The sequence below is a fragment of the Zhihengliuella sp. genome (assembly GCF_031178195.1).
Taxonomy (GTDB): Bacteria; Actinomycetota; Actinomycetes; order Actinomycetales; family Micrococcaceae; genus Zhihengliuella.
Map to the genome: position 1 here is coordinate 203225 of NZ_JAPSJL010000005.1, position 21337 is coordinate 224561.

19 protein-coding genes are annotated in these 21337 nt (G+C 66.5%); 11 read left to right on the forward strand and 8 right to left on the reverse strand.

The genetic code is table 11. The annotated features are described in order from the left end of the window. Positions 1–22 precede the first annotated feature (22 nt). The 4 genes from RIN46_RS09440 to RIN46_RS09455 are packed head-to-tail and all read left to right on the forward strand — an operon-like array spanning position 23 to position 4061. Complete coding sequence (locus RIN46_RS09440; RefSeq protein ID WP_309081077.1) at positions 23–1126, forward strand: glycosyltransferase family 4 protein; 1104 nt, start codon at positions 23–25, stop codon at positions 1124–1126. After that, entirely contained in the window at positions 1123–2031 is a 909-nt protein-coding gene (locus RIN46_RS09445) for an NAD-dependent epimerase/dehydratase family protein (protein ID WP_309081078.1), read from the forward strand. Before RIN46_RS09440 ends, RIN46_RS09445 begins: the two co-directional genes overlap by 4 nt. A 54-nt stretch (positions 2032–2085) precedes the next feature. Next, positions 2086–2964: a glucose-1-phosphate thymidylyltransferase RfbA gene (gene rfbA / locus RIN46_RS09450; protein ID WP_309081079.1), complete on the forward strand. Its 879-nt coding sequence runs from the start codon at positions 2086–2088 to the stop codon at positions 2962–2964. Next, positions 2961–4061 carry a glycosyltransferase family 1 protein gene (locus tag RIN46_RS09455; RefSeq protein WP_309081080.1) on the forward strand — a complete coding sequence of 367 codons (1101 nt, stop codon included), beginning with the start codon at positions 2961–2963 and terminating at the stop codon, positions 4059–4061. Before rfbA ends, RIN46_RS09455 begins: the two co-directional genes overlap by 4 nt. Here the strand turns inward: RIN46_RS09455 and RIN46_RS09460 are convergent. The 5 genes from RIN46_RS09460 to RIN46_RS09480 form a co-directional block, all read right to left on the reverse strand. Continuing rightward, positions 4054–5508 carry a lipopolysaccharide biosynthesis protein gene (locus RIN46_RS09460; protein ID WP_309081081.1) on the reverse strand — a complete coding sequence of 485 codons (1455 nt, stop codon included), beginning with the start codon at positions 5506–5508 and terminating at the stop codon, positions 4054–4056. The genes RIN46_RS09455 and RIN46_RS09460 overlap by 8 nt on opposite strands. Before the next feature lie 5 nt (positions 5509–5513). Continuing rightward, complete coding sequence (locus RIN46_RS09465; protein WP_309081082.1) at positions 5514–6311, reverse strand: polysaccharide pyruvyl transferase family protein; 798 nt, start codon at positions 6309–6311, stop codon at positions 5514–5516. Continuing rightward, on the reverse strand, positions 6304–7413 hold the full coding sequence (locus RIN46_RS09470; protein WP_309081083.1) for a glycosyltransferase: 1110 nt from the start codon (positions 7411–7413) through the stop codon (positions 6304–6306). The genes RIN46_RS09465 and RIN46_RS09470 overlap by 8 nt, the downstream gene beginning before the upstream one ends. After that, complete coding sequence (locus RIN46_RS09475) at positions 7410–8450, reverse strand: hypothetical protein (protein ID WP_309081084.1); 1041 nt, start codon at positions 8448–8450, stop codon at positions 7410–7412. The genes RIN46_RS09470 and RIN46_RS09475 overlap by 4 nt, the downstream gene beginning before the upstream one ends. A 112-nt stretch (positions 8451–8562) precedes the next feature. Further along, positions 8563–9951: a hypothetical protein gene (locus RIN46_RS09480; RefSeq protein WP_309081085.1), complete on the reverse strand. Its 1389-nt coding sequence runs from the start codon at positions 9949–9951 to the stop codon at positions 8563–8565. Between the two features lie 173 nt (positions 9952–10124). Between RIN46_RS09480 and RIN46_RS09485 the strand changes: the two genes are divergently transcribed. Together RIN46_RS09485 and RIN46_RS09490 are read left to right on the forward strand one after the other, a co-directional pair. After that, positions 10125–11384 carry a nucleotide sugar dehydrogenase gene (locus RIN46_RS09485; protein ID WP_309081086.1) on the forward strand — a complete coding sequence of 420 codons (1260 nt, stop codon included), beginning with the start codon at positions 10125–10127 and terminating at the stop codon, positions 11382–11384. An 81-nt stretch (positions 11385–11465) separates the two neighbouring features. Then, positions 11466–12914 (forward strand): sugar transferase, encoded by a 1449-nt coding sequence (locus tag RIN46_RS09490; RefSeq protein ID WP_309081087.1) that lies wholly within the window; start codon positions 11466–11468, stop codon positions 12912–12914. Between the two features lie 16 nt (positions 12915–12930). On the opposite strand, the gene RIN46_RS09495 is transcribed toward RIN46_RS09490, so the two are convergent. Both RIN46_RS09495 and RIN46_RS09500 read right to left on the reverse strand, forming a co-directional pair. Then, entirely contained in the window at positions 12931–14448 is a 1518-nt protein-coding gene (locus tag RIN46_RS09495; RefSeq protein ID WP_309081088.1) for an NAD(P)H-hydrate dehydratase, read from the reverse strand. Positions 14449–14491: 43 nt separating this feature from the next. Continuing rightward, on the reverse strand, positions 14492–14848 hold the full coding sequence (locus tag RIN46_RS09500) for a holo-ACP synthase (protein WP_309081089.1): 357 nt from the start codon (positions 14846–14848) through the stop codon (positions 14492–14494). Positions 14849–14907: 59 nt separating this feature from the next. Between RIN46_RS09500 and RIN46_RS09505 the strand changes: the two genes are divergently transcribed. Further along, positions 14908–15480, forward strand: coding sequence for a DinB family protein (locus tag RIN46_RS09505; RefSeq protein ID WP_309081090.1), 573 nt, complete (start codon positions 14908–14910; stop codon positions 15478–15480). A 96-nt stretch (positions 15481–15576) separates the two neighbouring features. On the opposite strand, the gene glmS is transcribed toward RIN46_RS09505, so the two are convergent. Next, entirely contained in the window at positions 15577–17451 is a 1875-nt protein-coding gene (gene glmS / locus RIN46_RS09510; protein ID WP_309081091.1) for a glutamine--fructose-6-phosphate transaminase (isomerizing), read from the reverse strand. A gap of 114 nt (positions 17452–17565) precedes the next feature. Here glmS and coaA point away from each other — a divergent pair, with 114 nt between their 5' ends. From coaA to RIN46_RS09530, 4 genes are all read left to right on the forward strand, one after another. Further along, entirely contained in the window at positions 17566–18528 is a 963-nt protein-coding gene (coaA, locus tag RIN46_RS09515; RefSeq protein WP_375141871.1) for a type I pantothenate kinase, read from the forward strand. A 47-nt stretch (positions 18529–18575) separates the two neighbouring features. Next, positions 18576–18953, forward strand: a complete 378-nt coding sequence (gene mscL, locus RIN46_RS09520) for a large conductance mechanosensitive channel protein MscL (protein ID WP_309081093.1) — start codon at positions 18576–18578, stop codon at positions 18951–18953. Between the two features lie 131 nt (positions 18954–19084). Next, complete coding sequence (locus RIN46_RS09525; RefSeq protein ID WP_309081094.1) at positions 19085–19969, forward strand: nucleotidyltransferase family protein; 885 nt, start codon at positions 19085–19087, stop codon at positions 19967–19969. A 70-nt stretch (positions 19970–20039) separates the two neighbouring features. Continuing rightward, positions 20040–21296 carry a hypothetical protein gene (locus tag RIN46_RS09530; RefSeq protein WP_309081095.1) on the forward strand — a complete coding sequence of 419 codons (1257 nt, stop codon included), beginning with the start codon at positions 20040–20042 and terminating at the stop codon, positions 21294–21296. Positions 21297–21337: the final 41 nt, after the last annotated feature.

The window sequence follows — 21337 nt, forward strand, 5'->3', positions numbered from 1 at the left end:
TCGTCTTCCAAGGGGCCCGCCCATGCAACCAACTTCCTGCCGCGTCGCGCATGTCACCGAGGCAATGGGCGGCGGAATCGTAACCGTCATCGCCTCCATCGCCCGCCGGCAGGTCGAGCAGGGTGCAACCGTGGAGGTGCACTACCTGCGGCGGCCAGAGACTCCGAGCACCGGCGACCTCCAGGCCTTGTTCCCCGCGTCGACCCGGCTGGTGGAGTACAGCTCCGGCTCCCGGGTCCGCAGCCTCCTGAAACTGATGGAGGCCACGCGTCGCCTCCTGGTCCGTGGAGAGGCCGATTACGTCCATGCCCACTCCTCCATCGCCGGCGCCCTGGCGCGCCTCGCCGTACCTGTCGGGAAACCGGCTCGACGGGTCTTCTACTCACCGCACGGCTGGGCGTTCCTGCGGCTGGATCTACCGGCGTGGGCACGCCGGAGTTTCATCCTCGCCGAGAAGCTCCTGGCGCGGGGCCGCTCCACGGTGGTGCTGACCTGCCCCAGCGAGTTCGAGTACGGCGTCCGTCAGCTCGACCCACGCCGCGCGGCCCTCATTCAGACCGGCGTCGATCCGGCCGCACTGGCTGCCCCCGCACCGGCGCAGCCCTCCGGCCGCCGGCTCCGTGTCGGTACGGTCGCACGCATCTGCTACCAGAAGGCACCGTGGCGATTCGCCGACGTCGCGCGCCAGCTGTCCGCGGAGGCCGATTTCCGCTGGATCGGCGGCGGCGCCGCGGAGGACCGGGACCGCTGGATCGGCGACGCTCCCGTGGACGTCACCGGCTGGCTGTCGCCCGACCAGCTCGCGCGTGAACTGTCCGAGGTGGACGTCTTCCTGTTCCCGACGCTCTGGGAGGGCATGCCGATGGCCCTGATGCAGGCCCAGGCCCTGGGGATCCCGTCGGTGGTCTCCGATGCGGTCGGCAACAGGGATGCGGTCCGCGACGCCGCGACCGGCTACGTCTGCGAGGAGGAGGACGAGCTCGTCCGCAGAACGTGCGAGCTCCTGAGGGATCCCGTGCTCCGGCGGCGGATGTCGGAGACGGCACGAGAGTGGGCGCGGACTGCGCTGACGGATGAGAACGTCGGCCGGCAGACCCTGGACATCTACGCGGAGGCGGGCGCATGAGTCGGATCCTCGTCGTCGGGGGCAACGGCTTCCTCGGGGCCGCCCTCGTGGACGCACTCATCGACGGAGGGCACGACGTCCGGGTACTGGACAGGTTCTCCTCCCCGCGGCGGTTCCGCGCCTCCGCCGTCCGGGAGCACCGTGCGGATCTGGACGACCATGCGGCCGTAGCCCGGGCGGTGGCCGGAGTGGACGTCGTCTTCCACTTCCTCTCGACGACGACGCCGGCGAGCGCGGCTCGCGAGCCGCTGCGTGACGTCACCGAGAACCTCACGCTGTCCGTGCAGCTCGCCGGCGCGGCCGCGGCGGCCGGCGTCGAACGGTTCGTCTACGCCTCCTCCGGCGGCACCGTGTACGGACCGGTCCCGGCGGAGGGCCGGGTGGACGAGGACGTCCCGTTGCGGCCTATCTCCCCCTACGGGATCGGCAAAGCGGCCATGGAGAGCTACCTGGAGTACTTCCGGCTTGAGCACGGCATGGACCACCGCATCCTGCGCATCGGCAATCCGTACGGACCGGCGCAGATGCTGCCGCGTCCGCGAGGATTGATCGCCGTCGCGATGGACAGGGCACGGCGGGGCGAACCCTTCCAACGCATCGGGAACGCGGTCCGGGACTACCTGCACGTCGACGACCTGGTGCAGCAGGTACTCGCGGCCTCCCTGCTCCCCTCCGCCCACCGCACGTTCAACGTCGCCAGCGGCACGGGGCACAGCGTGAGCGAAGTCCTCGCCGTCGTCCGCTCGGTCACCGGCCTGCCCCTCATCGAGGAGGTGCAGGACAACGAGGCGACCTTCGTCGAACGCAGTGTCCTCGACCCCGGCCGGATCCTCACCGAGTTCGGTCTGTCCGAGCCGCGGCCACTCGCCGAAGGCGTCCGGCAAATGTGGGAAGCTATCCGCTGAGGGCGTCCTGCACGGGAGCTCTCGACTGACGGCCAAGAACGAGTGGGGGAAACGGTGCGCGGCATCATTCTGGCGGGCGGAACCGGTTCCCGCCTCTTTCCGATCACGCACGGGGTGAGCAAGCAGCTCCTGCCCGTCTATGACAAGCCGATGGTGTACTACCCGCTCTCGACGCTGATGCTCGCGGGCATCACCGACATCGAGATCATCACCACCGACCGCGAACAGCCGCTGTTCCAGGGTCTCCTCGGCGACGGCAGCCAGTTCGGCGTCTCGCTGACCTACAGGGTCCAGCCCTCGGCCGACGGCCTGGCGCAGGCCTTCCTCCTCTGCGAGCAGCACATCGGCGACGATTCCGTGGCCCTGGTGCTCGGCGACAACATCTTCTACGGCCCCGGCCTCGGCCTGAGCCTGGAGGACCTGACGCGATGCCAGGGCGCTACGATCTTCGGCTACTGGGTCAAGGATCCCCGCGCCTACGGCGTGGTGGAGTTCGACGGCGACGGCCGCGCCATCTCGCTGGAGGAGAAGCCGGCCCAGCCAAAGAGCAACTACGCCATCCCGGGCCTCTACTTCTACGACAACTCGGTGATCGAGAGGGCCCGTTCGCTCCGCCCCTCGCCTCGCGGAGAACTGGAGATCACCGACCTCAACCGGCTCTACCTGGAGGACGAGGAGCTGCACGTCCGTCTGATGCCCCGCGGCACCGCCTGGCTGGACACAGGGACCTTCGATTCACTCAACGACGCCTCCAACTTCATCCGCACCCTCGAGCACCGGCAGGGACTGAAGGTGGGCTGCCCGGAGGAGATCGCCTGGCGGCGCGGCTACCTGACCGACGACGACCTGCTGGAGCGGGCCGAGCCCCTCGCCAAGAGCGGCTACGGGATCTACCTGCAGGAGCTCGTGGCACGCGGGAGGACCGGCCAGTGACGGAGACTACCGCCGTCGTCGTCAACGGCCGGTTCCTCGGTCAGCCGGTGACCGGGGTCCAGCGCTTCGCCGAAGAGGTGACCGCCGCCCTGCTCCAGTCGGCCGAGTTCCCCGTCGAGATCCTCGTACCCCGTGGAGTGCGGCCCCGCGCCGACGGTCCCCTGGTGGGCGTTCCGGTCACGGAGGTCGGCAGGACTCGCGGACATCTGTGGGAGCAGGTCGACCTGCCCCTGCACCTCAAGCGCCACGGCTCGCCCCTGCTCATCGGTCTCAGCAGCACGGCCCCGGTCTGGTACCGGCGCCAATTCGCTCCGCACCACGACGTCACGTACGTCCGGTACCCGGAGAGCTTCTCCTGGCGGTTCCGGCTCCTCTACCGAGCGCTGGCGCCGCTCTTCCTGAAGAGGGCGATGCGCATCATCACCGTCAGCCAGTTCTCCAGGTCGGAGATCGCTGCCCACTTCGGTGTGGACCGGGAGAAGATCGTCGTCGTCCCCAACGCACCGTCCGCGATCTTCGCGCAGCGAGGTCTCGCGTCGGACCGGGCCGGGAAGGAACCGGCAGAACGCCCCTATTTCCTGGCCGTCTCGTCGCCCAACATCCACAAGAACTTCGATCGACTCGAGCAGGCCTTCGAGGCCTTCGCTGCTCAGCACGGAAACGACATCGAGCTGCGCATCATCGGGCAGCAAGCCAGCTCCTTTGCCAAGCGGGACGCTCCGCACTCGAGCCGGGTCCGGTACCTGGGACGCGTCACCGACCCGGAACTGGCCGATGCCTACGCTGGGGCCTTGGCCTTCGTCTTCCCGTCGCTCTACGAAGGGTTCGGCATCCCCCCGCTGGAGGCCCAGGCGGCCGGGGCGCCCGTGATCGCCTCCCGAGCCGCCTCCATGCCCGAGGTCCTCGGCGAGAGCGTGCTCTACATCGATCCTCTCGACACGGCCTCGATCACCGCAGGAATGACCGAGCTGGCCGGAAGTCCGGAGGTGCGCGCGGCGCTCCGAGCCCGTGGTTTCGAGAATGCCGCCCGATTCTCGTGGGAATCGTCGGCAACGCTCCTCGTGCGAGAACTTCGACGAGCCGCAGACATCACCTAGCGCGGAAGGGCAGCTGCCTAACGAGCGGGAGGACGTCCCGTCGGAGCCCGGGTACCAGGGACAGAAGCGAGCCGTAGATCATCAGCGCTGTAATGAGCCCAGCGGCGACGCGTACCACGTCGGGATAAGTCGCCAGCCACACGCTGTCGACCAGCAGGAGCACTCCGCCGACAACCGCGTGGACGGCGAAACTCCGGCATGCGCTCCCCACAATCTCTCCCAGAGCAAGCCCGGTCCGTCTCATCGGAAAGAGCGTGAGGACGACCCAATTGAGGGCCAGCGATGCGGTGACGGCGATCGCGACTCCCATCGCCCCCCAGCGCGCCGACAAGATGATCGCGATGATCATGATTGATCGAGTGATCAGCGAGTAGCGCAACTGCAGGCCTGTGAGCCCCAGCCCCAGGAAAACCCAGTAGTACACATAGCCCATCGATTGAAAGACGCCTCCCAAGGCCAGAACCGCGAACAGCGGCACGGCTGCGTCCCACTGGCCCCCTAGCAGCAGGCCGACGACGGGTTCCGACAAAGCCGCGCCGATGACGAACGCGGAGCCCAACGCGTAGGACAGGCCTGTCTGCGCGACCACGACGTAGCGGGAGAATCCGGGTAGGTCGTCCTGACGGCGCGCCAGTAGCGGCAACGCGACTCTCGTCAGTGGTGCCGCGATCTGCTGCACTGGAACCTTGAAGAGTCGATAGGCCTGATCGTAGAGCCCTAGTTGGACCGGCCCGGCGACGCGCCCCAAGACGATCGAGTCAACATTCGTACTGAGATACGACAGGAGTTGCACCCCCAGTGTGTTGCCCCCGAACTTCACCAGCGAACGCATTGGCGCCGATCTGGGAAGGCCGGGGAACCAGCGCCCCGCGGCTGTCGCCATCGCCAGAAGAGCGAAAGCGTAGGCCACCTGTTGGAAGACCAGCGCCCACGCCCCGGCTCCTGCGAGAGCCGCGATGACCGCAGTCATGAAGGCGAGGACCAGCGCTCCGATCTCAGAAACCGCCAGCCAGCCAAACCTGAGCTTCCTGGTCAGATCCGCAACGTATTGAGCACTGGCCGACGACAGAACGAATCCGACTCCCAAGATCCGGAGCATCTCGGCCACACCGTCGCGGTCGTAGAAGTTCTCGATCAGAGGTGCGAGGATCCAGAGCACCCCCCAGAGAAGCAGACCGAGGCCAAGGCTCAACCACCAGAGATTGGAACGTTGCCGGCTCGAGAACTCACGGGCTTGAATAGCCGCCGAGGAGAGCCCGAAGTCGCCAACGACGGTGGCGAGGCCCGCGACCGCAAAGACCATGGCGAACAAGCCGAAGTCTTCGGGTGCCAGCAGTCGAGCGAGGACGATCGTCGAGAGCAACTGCACGACGAATTTAGTGCTCTGAGACACTGCTGTCGTGGCAATCCCCCGTCGAGCATGACCACCGTCTGTTGTGACCATCATGGGTGTTACGCCTCGCCGCCCCTCCAAAGATGCCAGGGGAAGCTGGCGACGAGCCCGTCGCAGTCGAATTCGGGGCGATCCGACGCCCCCAACGACAGCGCCTCGTCAACGGATCGGGCAGCCCGCTGCGGGGCGCGTCCCGTGCCAGAGTAGTAATCGTCGTACTTGAAGTCCGGCTCTGTTGAGGCCACCATGCGTCGTGCAGGCACGCCGTAGGCTTCCGCGACAATCAGCCCGTGCAACGAGGAACCGACGACAAAGCGGCTGTTGGCAATCGTAGCCAGGCACTCTAGGAGGGGTGCTCGCGGGTTGAGCACATTGGGGCTCCCTGCCATAGACCTGTAATCGTGCAGATTGGGGACTACCGTATAGTCGGCCCGAAAGAGCGGCGCGCCGAGAGACGTAGACGGAAAGTACCTCGCTGTCAGTATCCCGGGGTCGCCGAAAACGGCGGGAACGGAAGCTCCTCGTGCCTCTAGGAACGACTTGGTCAGTTCTCCCCTGACCGCGTGAATTCTCGCCCCCGCCACGGAGTAGTCTCGCGCCAGCTCCTTACCGTTGACGCCGCTCCCCCACACGTGATCGCCCGGAGCGACCTCGTGCATAACCGACCCCACGGTGAACAGCCGCTCCGAGCCAACGGATTCACCAGGATCCAGACTCCGGCTCGCGAGCATCCGTTCGACCAGCCGCGGCCCGAGAAGGTCACCGAAGTTGTTGACCGGACGTCGAAGCGGGATCAAACGGCCCACGGGTCCGCGGAGGACAGGGCGGCGGGGATTCCACTCGTAGAGCTCAACCACGGGATCGCTCGACCTTTATGGCGCGTGCAAGCGCGGAAATTCCATCGTCCAGTCCACGCGAGGTGATCTCGTCCGTGAATCGAAGCGCCTCTGTACAGCCTCTGCGGCCCATGGCCCGCACTCCTTCTCGGTCATCGTCAAGGCCGCCTATTGCTCTCGCTAGGGATTCAGCATCACCCGGCGGGACGAGGACCCCTGCCCGTGAAGGGCCAAGCACCTCAACCGGCCCGCCCATCGCGGTCGCAATCACCGGACGGCCGGCCGCCATCGCCTGCACCATGACCTGGCCGAACGCCTCCGGCCGGAGGGTGCAGAGCGCGAGGACATGCGACTTTTCCAGAACAGCCCGTACGTCGTCGACGTGACCCAGGAACTCTATGGGGAGCCCACGGTCGCGCACGACGCGACGGATGTCCTCGGCGTAACGGGGGTCCGCGTGGGCAGATCCCCCGGCGATGATGGCCCGGACGTCGCGTCCCTCGTCCACCAGCCGTTCGATCGCTTCCACGAGGACGTGGAGCCCCTTCGAATGATCGAGTCGGCTGAGGGACCCGATGGTGAAGGCGCCTTCCGGAAATTCCGGCGCATCGGTGCGGCCAGTGCCGGACACGGGATATGCCACTTCGACCGGGCGTCCTTTAAGCCCTCGCGGCAGAGTCGATGCCGTGAAGGCGCTATTCGCCAGGTAGCCGTCGAAACGGGCCAGAGTGTGTCGGAACATCGCGAACCGCTTCAGCGTCCCGGGAAGCGAGGACCGGGAGAGATCCTCTCGCAAGTATGCAATTCGGAGTTGCTCCGTGTCGCGAGTCAGACCGAGGATGTTTGCTGCCGGGAGACTGTTCGTGACGACGATTTCCGCGTTCATGGCGCGGACTGCGGATTGAAGGGAGCGGGCACGTTTGACCTTGTCCGCATGGGTTTCGACGCCCGGCAGGACTTCGATGTGAAGGCCAAGGGCCTTGACGCGAGTGGCGAACTCACCCTCACCGAGGACGACGACGCTGCGCTCGAATTGGCTCGGTTGGGCTAGGTACCGCAGTAGCCCCAGCTGACCGCCGCCCAGCTCGCTGCTGTGGTCGACGAAGAGCACGCGCTTCCTCATGAGTGCCTCTCTGTCACGGACGGGACGGCGTTACGTTGCGAATGACTCCGGAACCGGAAGCTTCGCCGAATCTCCGCAATGGTCGACTGACGGCGCCGTTGTCGCGTCCACCAACGTGGCAGTCTCCCGAGAACCGAGTAGAGGTCGGCGTGCAGGCGACCGACAGTCTCTAGTGAACGACGGCGACGGAACGGTCCGGCGTCGACCGAGGCTCCGGCCTGCTGCGAGAGAATCGCCGCGACGTCCGCACTCGAGGGGGTCCCTTTGTAGGTCGAGACCGCCTCGGGGAACTCCCTCTTGAGGGCCTCCGTCGAGGGACTACTCGGAATCAGGATTCTGGCCCCGAGGCCCAATGCCAGAATGGCCGCCCCTGAGTTGTACATCGACTTGTAGGGCAGGGCGACCGCCGTCGATTCCAGTATCAGCGCTTCGAGGGCGGGCTCGTCGATGTATCCCGGCCGGAAGGAGGCGCCAGGGCAAGCCTCTGTCATCTGCGAGATCGTGGCAGCATACTCCGGCGAGGAAGCTTGACCGACGATGGTCAGCCTTGCCTCGGTGGAAATTCGACGGGACGCCTTAGCTTCACCGAAGGCCGATACCAGCCCTTCGATCCCCTTATAGGGACGGAGCGAGCCAAACGTCGTGATCGTCGGTTGCCGACCGGCAATCCGGGCCTCCTCGGGCGTGCGCGGGTAGACATGGTGGAGTATGACCACCCCCAGGTCGGGATCGTTCTCGGGTGACTCGTTGAGATAGATCCGGACATCGATCATTCGTTCGAGTCGGCTCGTCAGGAAACGAACGTAACCTGGTGTCTCCTCGTGGGCCGCGAGGTTGTGCTGGGTCAGTACGATCGGGACTCTGAAGGCCAGGAGTCGAACGAGGAAGATGGCCCCCGCCAGGACCTTCGGAACCCGCTTGAGGACCGTGGATGCCACGAACAAGTGCTCAGGCCAGTGGAAGTGGACCAGATCGTACTTCCCGAAAAGTGCTTTCGTCCAGGTGAAGCGGACCGGGTGTGAGCCTGCGGCCTCCACGGCTTGAGTCAGCAAGTCGATGTAAGGGTTACCCGACGCACCATCCGCCGGCACAGTGAGAAGCACTCGCATGGTCGCTGGGTCCGATCCCTCGTCTTGTTCCACAGAGCGCCTACCGGTTTCCAAGGCTCAGCTGTCCTCGCGGTCCTGTGCCGTTCGTGGACACACGGGGCACTGTCGTCGGCCTGGAGGCGTCGGGCCGACCGTCGGATTCCATGCGGAAGGCCGCATCATAGATGCCGAAGACGAGCATGGTCGCGACAAGACTGAAGTTGGCCATGAGGCTCCAACCGGTCAGGGTGATCATAAGGTAGCCCGGCAGTGCGAAGACCAGAGCCCTGCCAGCCGAGAATCGGGTGCGACGCCGGCTGCGCTTCAAGGCTCGGAGGAAGAGCAGCAGGATCGGCGCATAGAAGAGAACCGCCAGCACGAGGCCGAGCTCGGCGGTGTAGAGGAGGAAGGCATTGTGGACAGGCAGCCCGGAGGCGGTGACGGCGTCAAACGCTCCAACCACGGAGATATACGCGTTCGGGCCGGTGCCTTCCCAGAGATTCTGCGAAAGTTGGACCCACGCCGCTTCCAGGAGGACTGGACGCTGGCCGCCGGTCTCGTCAATCTCAAACCTGTCGAGCACCGGAGGCAGGAAGATCAAGGCGGTGGCCGCCAGGGCGAGACCCGCGGCCAGGCGGGTCACGAACCTGGCTTTGCCCGGGAGCGTTACGACCCATAGCCCGACCAGCAGAAAATGGGCGGCAAGGTTGGCCCGGCTGATCGTGAGCCCCGAGGTGATCAGGCTGAGGGCAACGACCCACCAGGCCGCGGACCGGACGTCACGTCGAGAAGCCAGCGTGAAGGGGAGCGCCACGACGCAAACGAGGAACGCGATCTTGGCGAGATTCGCCGGATGGCCGACAGTACCCGAGGCGCGGCCGAGCAAACTCTCGATCGAACGATCTGTACCGATGATCCAGGACGGAACCTCGTACTCGAGCACCTGCGCGGTCGACACCCCGAGCTGGACCAACAGGAGCAGCACCATACCGACGAGCAGATAGCGCGCGGAGGCTCCGTTCGAATAGATGTCGCGGCCCAGCACGCGCCCGAAGCCCCATGCCAAAATTCCGAGGACGAGGGCAAGCACCCCCGACCACTGCAAGACGCTCCCCTCCCAGACAGCGAACATGGCGAATGCCACGGCGCCGATAAAGAAGAGGAACGTCTTCGGGACAGGGAGTCGGCGGCGCTCGAGAGCGTAAGCCAGGAGACATCCCACGAGCATCGCGCCATAGGTGGTTGCCGTCGGCACCGGCGGACCGACTGTCGAGAAGACGTCCCCGGCACGGGGCAGGAACTCGACTATCGATCGAGGAACCGCGACGGCGGCCAGGATCCCGACTCCAGCCGCGACGGGCAACGAAATCCGAGGAAACAGCAGTCGCACCATCGTGAGGCCGACGACAACCGCCATCACCAGACCAACGCCGAGAAGAATCTCCCGCAAATCTACCCCCTCGCCGATGCGCCTTCCGCGTTCACCATCCTAGTGGCCCCAGCCCACGCAACCGGCATCAAGACCGTCGCCCGCCTTCAGGGGAAGTTGACGCGTACACTTTGTGTCATGGGGGCTCGGCGACTGATGGCCGACCTGCGCCATCACGCATATGAGGAGCATTTTTGGGAAACAACCTTGTCGTCATTGGTCAGGGGTACGTAGGTCTGCCTCTGTCGCTGGCGGCCACACGCGCCGGCTATACCGTGGTGGGCCTCGACGCCAATCCCCGCACCGTTCAGCGGCTCAATGCCGGACGCAGCCACGTGGACGATATCGATGATTCCGAGATCAGCAGCATGCTGGCCCACGGCTACCGTGCGACCGCAGAACCGGAATGCATCCGGGACGCCGACTTCGTGGTCGTCTGCGTGCCGACGCCCCTCGGCGAGGACGGCAGCCCCGACCTGAGCGCTATCGTCGCGTCAGCCGAGGCCATCGCTTCGCATGTGCGGCCCGGCTGCCTCGTGGTGCTCGAGTCGACAACGTACCCAGGCACGACCGAGGAAGTTTTTCTCCCGATATTGGAGTCCCGGGGTGCAACCGAGGGACGGACTTTTCACCTCGCGTTCTCCCCCGAGCGTATCGACCCGGGAAATCCCACCTATCGACTGGAGAACACGCCGAAGCTCGTTGGCGGCAGGACGCCCGACGCGACGCGTCGGGCGGTCGAGTTCTACGAACGCTTCGTCGAGGTAGTCGTGCCGATGAAAGGACCGCGGGAGGCCGAGACGGCCAAACTCCTCGAGAACACATACCGACACATCAACATCGCCCTCGTGAACGAAATGGCCAAGTTCTGCCACGAGCTCGATATCGATATCTGGGACGTCATCCGCGGGTCGTCCACGAAGCCGTTCGGCTTTCAAGCCTTCTATCCGGGCCCCGGCGTCGGCGGCCACTGCATCCCCATCGACCCCAACTACCTCGGCTATCAAGTGAAGAAAGTTCTCGGATATCCGTTTCGCTTCGTCGAGCTGGCCCAGGAAATCAACGGCTCGATGCCGCGGTACGTGGTCTCCCGGTGCGCTGAGATACTCAATCAGCACAAGAAGGCGATCAATGGGTCGAGGATCCTGCTCATAGGGGTCACGTACAAGCCGAATATCGCGGACCAGCGCGAGTCGCCCTCTGCACCCATCGCCTCGCTGCTTCAGGCCGCAGGCGCCGACCTCCAGTATTTCGATCCGCACGTTCCCGAATGGAGCGCTCCTAGCTCTCCCCTGTCTTCCGTCGTGGATGCCATGGCCTCGAGCCGCGAGGCGGACCTCGTTGTCATCCTCCAGGACCATGCAAGTGTCGACCTCGATTCGATCGTCTCGGAAGCCGGGGTCGTTCTCGACTGCAGGGGGCGCGTGGGCGGCCCGAACGTGATCAGACTCTGAGTCTGGTGCCGCAGCCCTCCAAGGAGGCAGGCGGTCTGTACCAAGTAATCCAAGTAGCACACGCATCTGGGGGAAGCGACCATGGTCGACGGAAAAACGGATTGGCGGCAAACTCTGCCACGTCGTCTGGCAGTGATCGATGCTGTAGCAGTAGTGTCGGCAATCAGCGTCGCTCACCTGACGCGTTTCGGAGCTGACGCTTCCGTTCCACTTTTCACCCGTGGCGATCACATCGAGTTCAACTACACGACGTTCGGGATCGTCACTGGTCTCGCCTGGATCGCTGCCCTCAAGATCTGGAATAGCCGCGACATCAAGATCCTCGGGGCCGGAAGCGAGGAATATAAACGCGTCTGCGCTTCCTCTCTTGCCCTCTTCGGCGCCATAGCAATCCTGTCGTATGCGCTGAGAATCGAGACGGCCCGAGGGTACGTGGGCGTAGCTCTCCCCTTGGGGCTGCTCCTCCTGCTCCTCGGGCGCTGGACGTTTCGGCGTCGACTCCTCTATCGGCGAGGCCAGGGCCATTACACGAGACGTCTCCTACTCGTCGGTCACCCCGGCGCGGTCAACCACCTCGCCAATTCGCTCCGCCTCGCTCCTGGCGCAGGCTATCTCCCGGTCGGAGCGGCGATCCCGTCCAGTACGGAACCGGAATCCCTCGCCTCGCTTTCCGTGCCGATGCTGGTAAGCGACCATTCAGTTCATTCGATAACGCACGTCATCGACTCCGAAGGCATCGATGCAGTTGCCATCTCCGCCGGATCAGACCTGCAGCCCACTGCAGTTCGCCAACTGGGCTGGGAGCTGCAAGCTCGAGAGGTCAGCCTCATCATGGCGCCCGCCCTGACTGACGTTGCCGGGCCGCGCATCCACACCCAGCCAATCGCCGGTTTGCCGCTCATTCATGTGGCGACTCCCAAGCTGGAAGGACTCCAGGCCGCCAGCAAACGTGCCTTCGATCTAATGTCCGCCGCTGTCGGCCTTTTGCTCCTGTCACCGGTATTCATAGCGGTTGCTCTGTCGATCATGTCCCATGACAAAGGTCCAGCGATTTTCCATCAGGAACGGGTGGGGAAGGACGGCCGGACGTTTCGCATGTACAAGTTCCGGTCGATGGTCGTCGACGCCGAGAAACGTCTCGACGAACTGTCGAACCTGAGCGAGGGCAACGGAGTCCTGTTCAAATTGAAGGCAGATCCAAGAGTGACCAAGATCGGGGCCTTCATCCGTCGCTACAGCATCGATGAACTTCCCCAGCTCTGGAACGTCCTTATCGGCGACATGAGCCTGGTCGGGCCGCGCCCGCCCCTACCCGCCGAGGTCGCGGTCTACGAGGAGTACGTCGATCGGCGGCTCATGGTCAAGCCCGGCATCACCGGGTTGTGGCAGGTGAGCGGCCGTTCAGACCTCTCCTGGGACGACAGCGTTCGGTTGGACCTGTACTACGTGGAGAACTGGTCGTTGACCCAGGACCTTCTCATCCTCGCCAAGACGGCCAAGGCCGTCATCGGAAAAGACGGGGCCTACTGAGGGCTGCTCAGGCCCCTCACTCGATACTCGCCGCGAGACGGCTCGCGCCGAACCCGTGTGTCCCGAGGCTCCGTGCGATTGCCGCATGCCTCGACGCCGCGCTCGCCGCGCAGACCAGGAGCTGAGACACCGCGGTCGGCCGCACCGTCGCCAGCATCTGACCCAGGAGCCCCGTCAGCACGTCGCCGCTGCCCGCCGTCGCCAAGGTCGGCGGCGCACCGGTGACCATGAGGATCTCCCCCGTCGGGGTGGCGCAAACCGTGGTCGCTCCCTTCAGCAGCACGACTGCGCCGTAGTCCCGCGCCGCACGCAGAGCCCACTTCACGGGGTCGTGGGCGACGGCGTCGCCGGAAACGTCGACCCCCGCGTTGATGAGGAGACCGCGCAGCTCGCCCGCGTGCGGGGTGAGAACGGCGAATGGAGCATCGCTACGGGTCTGCCCGGGCTTCAGAGACTTGAGCGTGCTCGCGTCGACGACGCACGGAGTGCCGCGCTCGGAGGCCGAGGCGAGCACTGCCGCCACGGCCTCCGACTGCTGAGCGGCGTCCCCGATCCCCGGACCGACCGCCCATGCGGAGACCCTGCCTGCCGGGCCCTGGTCCTCTTCCAGGGCCGAGCCCTCCAGCACGACGGACTCGGGGACGGCCGCGGTCACCGCGTCCCGGGCCCTGCCGGTTGTGACCGTGTACAGCATCCCCAGACCGGCGTTGACGGCACTGGTCGCCGCCAGGACGGCCGCGCCCGGATACTCGTCGGACCCGGCGATCAGCCCCAGCACACCACGGGAGTATTTATGGGCGTCCCGCGCCGGCGCGGTGTCCACGGCGTCGTCGGGTTCGAACAGCCGGACCGCGGCCGTGCCGAGGTGCTCCCCCAGACCGATGTCGACCACCTCGACCCGACCCGACAGCGTGGCTCCTCGGCCGACCACGAGCCCGGTCTTCAACGCGCCGAAGGTGACGGTGGAGTCGGCGCGCAGCGTCCCGGGGAGTGCGGCGCCGGTGTCGGCGTCGACGCCCGACGGGAGATCGCAGGCGACCACGTATGCCCGGGGCGGAAGCTCGACGTCGGACAGAGGGGCGGGCCTCGGCGCGTCAGCGCCGCCGTCCCCGGGCTCGGGGACCTGGGCGCCGGTGCCGAGGACGGCGTCGACGACGACGTCGGCGGTCGCGAGGGCAGAACGCGCCGGGGGCGAAGCGAGACTCCCCTCCCAGGGGACAAGCCGCCCGCCGGCCGCCTGGAACGCCGCGAGGCCCTCCGCGTGGCACCGGTCCGCCGTCTGGATGGCGGTCACGGCGACGCCGCGACGCCGCAGCATGGCCAGCGCGTGGAGTCCGTCCCCGCCGTTGTTCCCCGTGCCCACGAACGCGACGACGCGGGAACCGTAGACCCTCCCCCGCCGCCCGCGCAGGACGCCGGCAATGTGCTGCGCCAGCCCGTGGGCCGCCCGCTTCATCAGCGCCGGTCCCTGCCCGGCGTCGAGGAGGGGCCGCTCGGCGGCACGGACCTCGGTACCCGTGTAGACGTCGATCATGGCCCCACCTAACCACGCGCCGGCCGCAGAACCGAGGAGCCCGTCAGGACAGTTTCTCGGCCACCACCATCGCCGTGGCGAGATCGCCGTCGTGGCTCATCGAGAGGTGCCAGTACTCAACGCCCTTGGCGGCAGCGGCCTGCGCCACCGTCCCGTCGACGAAGATGTGCGGATCGCCGGCGTCGTCCTTCACCACTTGGCAGTGCTGCCAGTTCATGCCGACGGGCGCGCCGAGGGCCTTGGCGACGGCCTCCTTGGCGGCGAAGCGGGCTGCGAGCGAGCGGATCGGCAGCTCCCGCTCGGCCGGGACGAAGAGCCGCTCGAGGAGTGCGGGGGTGCGCTCCAGCTGCTCCTTGAATCGGGAGACTTCCACTACGTCCACGCCCACGCCCACAATCATGTCCGCAATTCTATCGGCGGCCCCTCGACAGCCCGGCACCGCGGACGTACGGTCGCGCCATGGAACGAGAACTTGCGAGCTGTGTCCTCGCGGACGGGTTCGCCCGGGTCCGGGAGACGGTCGACGAGGTCCTCGGGAGCACTCCGCCGGCGCACCTGCTCTGGCAGCCGCCCGGAGGCGGGAATCACATCGCCTGGCTCATCTGGCATCTCAGCCGCGTCACCGACGACCACGTCGCTGGCATCACGGCCGTGCTCGACGGCGCGCCTCCCCCGCGGGGCGACCAGTGGACGGCCCCGTCGGACCAGGCCTGGCGCGCCGAGTGGGCCGACCGCCTCGGCCTGCCGTACGACCGGGACGACTTCGGGCTCGGGCACTCACCCGACGACGTCGCCGCCTTCCCGCCCGTCGCGCCGAGCCTGCTGGGCGGCTATCACGCGGCGGTCCAGGACCGCACGGAGGCACTGCTGGGACGGCTCCGCCGGACCGACTTCGCGGTCGTCTGCGACGAACGCTGGGACCCGCCCGTGACCGTGGCGGTCCGGTTGGCGAGCGTGCTGAACGACGCGACGCAGCACGTCGGGCAGGCGTCCTATGTCCGCGGGCTCGCCGAGCGCGCCGGTGCCGGTTGAGGACGCCCTCGGAAGGTCAGCGGCCCTTAAACAGCAAGGGCAGCCCCCGCGGGGACTGCCCTTGTCGAGACCGGACGTGCCCGGCTCGGTCCGGACCTACTCGACGGTCACGGACTTCGCGAGGTTGCGCGGCTGGTCGACGTCGAAGCCCTTCGCGGTGGCGAGCTCGCAGGCGAAGATCTGCAGCGGCACGGTGGCCAGCAGCGGCATCAGCAGGGTCGGCGTCTCCGGGACGTAGAAGACGAACTCCGCGTACTGCTTGACCGCCTCGTCGCCCTGCTCGGCGATCACCAGGGTCTTGGCGCCGCGGGCGCGGACCTCTTGGATGTTGGAGACGACCTTCGAGTGCAGGGAGTCGCGGCCGCGCGGGGACGGGACCACCACGAAGACGGGCTGGCCGTCGTCGATGAGGGCGATCGGGCCGTGCTTCAGCTCGCCGGCGGCGAAGCCCTCGGCGTGGATGTAGGCGATCTCCTTGAGCTTGAGCGCGCCCTCCATGGCGACCGGGTAGCCGACGTGGCGGCCCAGGAACAGCACGGACTGGTTCTCGGCCATCGAGACGGCCAGATCCTTGATCTCGTCCTCGCGGTCCAGGATGTCCTGGATCTTGGCCGGGATCTTGCCGAGGTCCGCGAGGATGTCCTTGATCTGGCCCGTGAAGAGGTTCCCGCGCAGGTGCGCCAGGTAGAGGCCGAGGATGTAGGTCGCGGTGATCTGCGCCAGGAACGCCTTGGTCGACGCGACGGCGATCTCCGGGCCGGCGTGCGTGTACAGGACAGCGTCCGACTCGCGCGGGATGGTGGACCCGTTGGTGTTGCAGATGGAGAGCGTCTTGGCCCCCTGCTCCTTGGCGTAGCGGACGGCCATGAGCGTGTCCATGGTCTCGCCCGACTGCGAGATCGAGACGATCAGGGTCTTCTCGTCCACGATCGGCTCGCGGTAGCGGAACTCGTGGGAGAGCTCGACCTCGACCGGGATGCGGCACCAGGACTCGATGGCGTACTTCGCCACGGACCCGGCGTACGCGGACGTGCCGCAGGCGAGCACGATGATCTTCGAGATCCCCTTGAGCTCCTGCGGATCGATGCGCAGCTCGTCGAGCGTCAGGCGGCCTTCGGCGTCGGCGCGGCCGAGCAGCGTGTCGGCGACGGCGGCCGGCTGGTCGTGGATCTCCTTGGCCATGAAGGAGTCGTATCCGCCCTTCTCGGCGGCGGCGGCGTCCCAGTCGACCGTGAACTCCTTGCCCTCGGCGGGGTTGCCGAAGAAGTCCGTGATCTCGTGGGCGTCCGGCGTGATGGTGACGATCTGGTCCTGGCCCAGCTCGACGGCGCGACGCGTGAAGTCGATGAAGCCGGAGACGTCGGAGCCGAGGAAGTTCTCGTTCTCGCCGAGGCCGACGACGAGCGGCGAGTTGCGGCGGGAGGCCACGACGACGCCCGGGTGATCGCGGTGCACAGCCAGCAGGGTGAAGGCGCCCTCGAGCTTGCGGGAGGCGATCTGCAGGGACTTCGTCAGGTCCTGCCCGCCCTCGGCGCGGTAGATGTCGCCGAGCAGCACCGCGGCGACCTCGGTGTCGGTCTCGGAGAGGAAGGTGTGGCCCTTGGCCAGCAGTTCCTGCTTGATCTCGGCGAAGTTCTCGATGATGCCGTTGTGGATGACGGCGAGAGCGCCGTCATCGGCCAGGTGCGGATGCGCGTTCTGGTCCGTGGGGCCGCCGTGCGTCGCCCAGCGGGTGTGCCCGATGCCGGTGAGGGAGGCGCTCAGCGGCTCCTCCTCGATCACGCCGATGAGGTTGGCGAGCTTGCCCGACTTCTTGCGAGCCTCGATGCCCTGATCGGTCAGGACCGCGACGCCGGCAGAGTCGTAGCCGCGGTACTCCAAGCGGCGCAGGCCCTCGAGGACCACATCGAGGGCGCCGTGGTCGCCCGTCGTCTTAGAAGAATGGCCAACATAGCCTACGATTCCACACATGCCCCCAAGGGTACCGTCTTCGAATCACGCGCGTGGAATCACCCCACGTGGCGGGGACGGCGCGGCCTCGCGAGGGCGGCGGACCGCTGGCCCGTCGGACTTTGGCAGAATGGGCTGGTGACTTCCCCCCGGCTGACCGACAACGGCGTCTCCCCCTTCGTGGAACTGGAGCGCGATACGTGGTCCCGTCTCGCCAATTCCATCGAGCAGCCGCTGGACGAATCGGATATCGATCGCCTGCGAGGACTCGGCGATCAACTCGACCTCGCCGAAGTCAGCGACGTGTATCTCCCCCTCTCCCGTCTCCTGTACCTCTACGTCCAGGCCGCCGGCGAACTGCACAGTGCCACCACCCTGTTCCTCGGCGAGGAGACGCAGCGGACGCCTTTCGTCATCGGGGTCGCCGGCTCCGTGGCGGTGGGTAAGTCCACCACGGCCCGCGTGCTGCAGGAGCTGCTGCGTCGCTGGCCGGACACGCCGAACGTGCAGTTGGTCACCACCGACGGATTCCTCTACCCCAATGAGGAGCTGGAGCGCCGCGGCATCATGCACCGGAAGGGCTTCCCCGAGTCCTACGACCGACGGCGTCTCCTGCGCTTCGTCGCCGAGGTGAAGTCCGGTGCGGACGAGGTGCGGGCACCGATGTACTCGCACCTGACCTACAACATCCTGCGGGACGAGGAAGTGGTGGTCCGCCGCCCCGATGTTCTCATCCTCGAGGGGTTGAACGTGCTCGCCCCGGCCCGCGTGCGCTCGGACGGCACCACCGGGCTCGCACTGAGCGACTTCTTCGACTTCTCCGTCTACGTCGACGCCCGCTCGCAGGACATCGAGGAGTGGTATGTCCAGCGGTTCATGCGCCTGCGCAGCGGCGCCTTCGCCGACCCGGCCTCCTACTTCCATCGGTACGCCACGCTCTCCGACGACGACGCCCGTTCCACGGCGCTGAGGATCTGGCGCAGCATCAACGAGCCGAATCTCCGCGAGAACGTCCTTCCCACACGAGGCCGTGCACAGCTCGTCCTGACGAAAAGCCCCGACCACTCCATCCGGCGAATGCTGTTGAGGAAAATTTAACTGCGCCGCAATCAGATTAGTCCGCGCGCTACCAGTAATCTGACGGCATGATCCACGGATTCAAAGAGTTCATTATGAAGGGCAACGTCGTCGATCTCGCCGTTGCCGTCGTCATGGGTGCCGCCTTCGGTGCCGTCATCACCGCCCTCGTCGACAGCGTCATCATGCCGTTGATCTCCATGCTGGTCGGCTCCCCGAATTTCGACGAGTTCCTGGTCTTCGGCCAGGTGAAGTTCGGCGTCTTCCTCACCGCGCTGGTGAACTTCCTGCTCATCGCCGCGGCGATCTACTTCATCGTGGTCCTTCCGATGAACAGGATGATCGAGCGCCGCAACCGCCGTCTCGGCATCTCCGACGAGGAGGAAGCGGTGGATCCGCAGATCGCCCTGCTCACCGAGATCCGCGACAGCCTGCAGACCCGCTGATTTCTTCCCGCCCGTCAGGCGGTACCGACGTTCCGTCGGTACCGCCTTTTCCTTTCCCGTACTATCTAATGGATTGTGTTGGGCAATGATGCAGAGGGGGCGCGAGCCCGCCGGCATCTCGAGGGGGACGCGTGGATCTTCGGTTGGACGACGCCGTCCCGCTCGCCGCCGCACTGACCTTCTTCGAATGCCGTCGGCTCGGAATCCCAGCCATTCTGCTCAAGGGGACCCCGGCCGCCGACCTCGGGGTCCGCCCGCCCAAAGTCCCCGGGGACGTGGACGTCCTCTTGAAGGCACCGGACGCCAGCCTCCTCGCCCGCGCGCTTCACCGGCGCGGCTGGCTTGAGCGCCCCGTCACGCACGCGGGCGACCACCCCATCCATTCGGCGACGCTCTATCATCCGAGCTGGCCGAGCGACATCGACATCCACTTCGCGTACCCCGGCATGGACGACCAGCCCACCGCCGCGTTCGAGGCCCTGTGGGAGCACCGGCGGGAGGTGCAGCTCGGCGGTGTGCCGGTCGAGGCCCTGGACCTGGCCGGGAGCACGCTGGTGCAGGCCCTCCACGCGCTCCGGGAGCTGCACAAGGGCACCAACCAGCGTGAGCTCACCTTCCTCCTCGAGCAAGCACCGAAACCGGCCTGGGCGGAGCTGGAACGCCTCGCCGCGCGGACGGGATCCCTGGGAGCCCTCAGGCCGTACATCGCCCGGGCGTTCCCGGACGTCGATCCCACGGCGCTGCCGGAGCCCAGTGGACAGTGGCGGAGCCGCGCGGGGATCACCGCCCCGGGCGTACACCGCATGCTCTATCTGCGGCGCCTGCCATGGCGTCAGCGCCCCGCCTACCTGTGGCGCGCGCTGGTACCGTCCCGAGAGATGCTGGCCAGCCTGGATCTGCGGCTCCTCGAGGCGGACCGGACCACGCTGTGGGCCGCCCGTCTCCGCCGCCTGAGACTCTTCGTGAGGAGCGCGACGAGGAGCTTCCGGGAGTGGCTGAAGTTCCGGCCGCACTGAAAGGCCCCGGCCGATCGCCAAATCCAGGGAGACCGAAGCAGGATCCACTGGCCAACTTCAGGAGACGATAATGGACGACGAGGTGCAACTGATCAGTGACGGTGACGGCATAGCCGTCATCGGAAACGCCGCGGCGGTTGAGCGGTTCCTCGCAGCGGAGGGTCTCAGGTCGCGGGACATGGGACTGGCTCGGTTAGGCAATGTCCTCGCGACGGCATCTGGAACACTTCAGGCCGGTGCCGAGGCTGCTGCCCAGTCGGGCCGCTGGGTGAAGCTGACCGAAGAGTCATCGAGAGCCTTGCGCAAGTTCGACGCTATGAAGGGATCTACGGACGGGGTCAGTCGAGCCATTGTCATGGACAAGGGCAAAACTAAAGGCATCCTCGAGTTCGTCAAGACGGGCCCCGCGACGCTGGCGACGAATCCGGCGATGCTGGCCGGCGCTGCGGGAATCATGGCGCAGCTGGCCATGCAGCAGACCATGGACGAGATCACCGACTATCTCGCAGAGATCGACGAGAAGGTCGAGGACGTGCTCCGCGCGCAGAAGGACGCGGTGCTAGCGGACATGATCGGCGTCGATTTCGTCATCGAGGATGCGATGGCGGTCCGGACCGAGACCGGCCGCGTCTCGGAGACAACCTGGTCCAAGGTGCAGGCGACATCGATGACGATCGCCAGGACGCAGGGATACGCGCTGCGTCAGGTGGATGCGCTGGCCTCCAAACTGGAGCAGAAGTCGAAGATGGGCGAGATCGCCAAGGTCGCGGGCGAGGCGGAGGCCACGGTTCAGGAATGGCTCGCCGTCCTCGCCCGGTGCTTCCAGTTGCAGGACGCGATCGCCGTTCTGGAGCTGGACCGCGTGCTTGATGCATCCCCGGAGGAGCTAGAGGAGCATCGCGTGGGTTTGCAGGCGGCTCGGAAGAACCGACTCGAACTCATCTCGCGAAGCACCGAGCATCTCCTGGCCCGCCTGCGGAAGGCCGCGAATACGGCCAATACCAAGGTGCTGCTGCATCCCGCGTCCGCACAGGGCATTGTGCGCTCTACCAACCACGTCTCGACCGCCGTCGTCGACTTCCACGGCGTCCTCGGAATCGACCGCGGCTTGGAATCTCTGGAAGCCAAACGCTGGCGCGAGGCCGCGGGAGAAGCACGCGACAAGGTGCTGGAGACCGGGGCCGAGGGTGCCGAATCGGTCTTGCGTCTCGGCAGCGAGAGCCTCGATCGGGCCAGGTCCGTGACCGGGCGGCTCTCGGGCGGGATCAAGGACCGCGCACGCCTGGGCCGTAGAAGCGAGGAGAACGCGGCGCCGGACGAAGACTGACGGAACGATGGAGGGATAACGAAAGCGGGACGGTTACCCGG

Bases quoted from the DNA above. Each gene is read 5' to 3' on its own strand.
- RIN46_RS09440 (WP_309081077.1), top strand. From the start codon at position 23: ATGCAACCAACTTCCTGCCGCGTCGCGCATGTCACCGAGGCAATGGGC.
- RIN46_RS09445 (WP_309081078.1), top strand. From the start codon at position 1,123: ATGAGTCGGATCCTCGTCGTCGGGGGCAACGGCTTCCTCGGGGCCGCC.
- RIN46_RS09460 (WP_309081081.1), bottom strand. From the start codon at position 5,508: ATGATGGTCACAACAGACGGTGGTCATGCTCGACGGGGGATTGCCACG.
- RIN46_RS09470 (WP_309081083.1), bottom strand. From the start codon at position 7,413: ATGAGGAAGCGCGTGCTCTTCGTCGACCACAGCAGCGAGCTGGGCGGC.
- RIN46_RS09490 (WP_309081087.1), top strand. From the start codon at position 11,466: ATGGTCGACGGAAAAACGGATTGGCGGCAAACTCTGCCACGTCGTCTG.
- RIN46_RS09495 (WP_309081088.1), bottom strand. From the start codon at position 14,448: ATGATCGACGTCTACACGGGTACCGAGGTCCGTGCCGCCGAGCGGCCC.
- RIN46_RS09500 (WP_309081089.1), bottom strand. From the start codon at position 14,848: ATGATTGTGGGCGTGGGCGTGGACGTAGTGGAAGTCTCCCGATTCAAG.
- RIN46_RS09505 (WP_309081090.1), top strand. From the start codon at position 14,908: ATGGAACGAGAACTTGCGAGCTGTGTCCTCGCGGACGGGTTCGCCCGG.
- glmS (WP_309081091.1), bottom strand. From the start codon at position 17,451: ATGTGTGGAATCGTAGGCTATGTTGGCCATTCTTCTAAGACGACGGGC.
- mscL (WP_309081093.1), top strand. From the start codon at position 18,576: ATGATCCACGGATTCAAAGAGTTCATTATGAAGGGCAACGTCGTCGAT.
- RIN46_RS09530 (WP_309081095.1), top strand. From the start codon at position 20,040: ATGGACGACGAGGTGCAACTGATCAGTGACGGTGACGGCATAGCCGTC.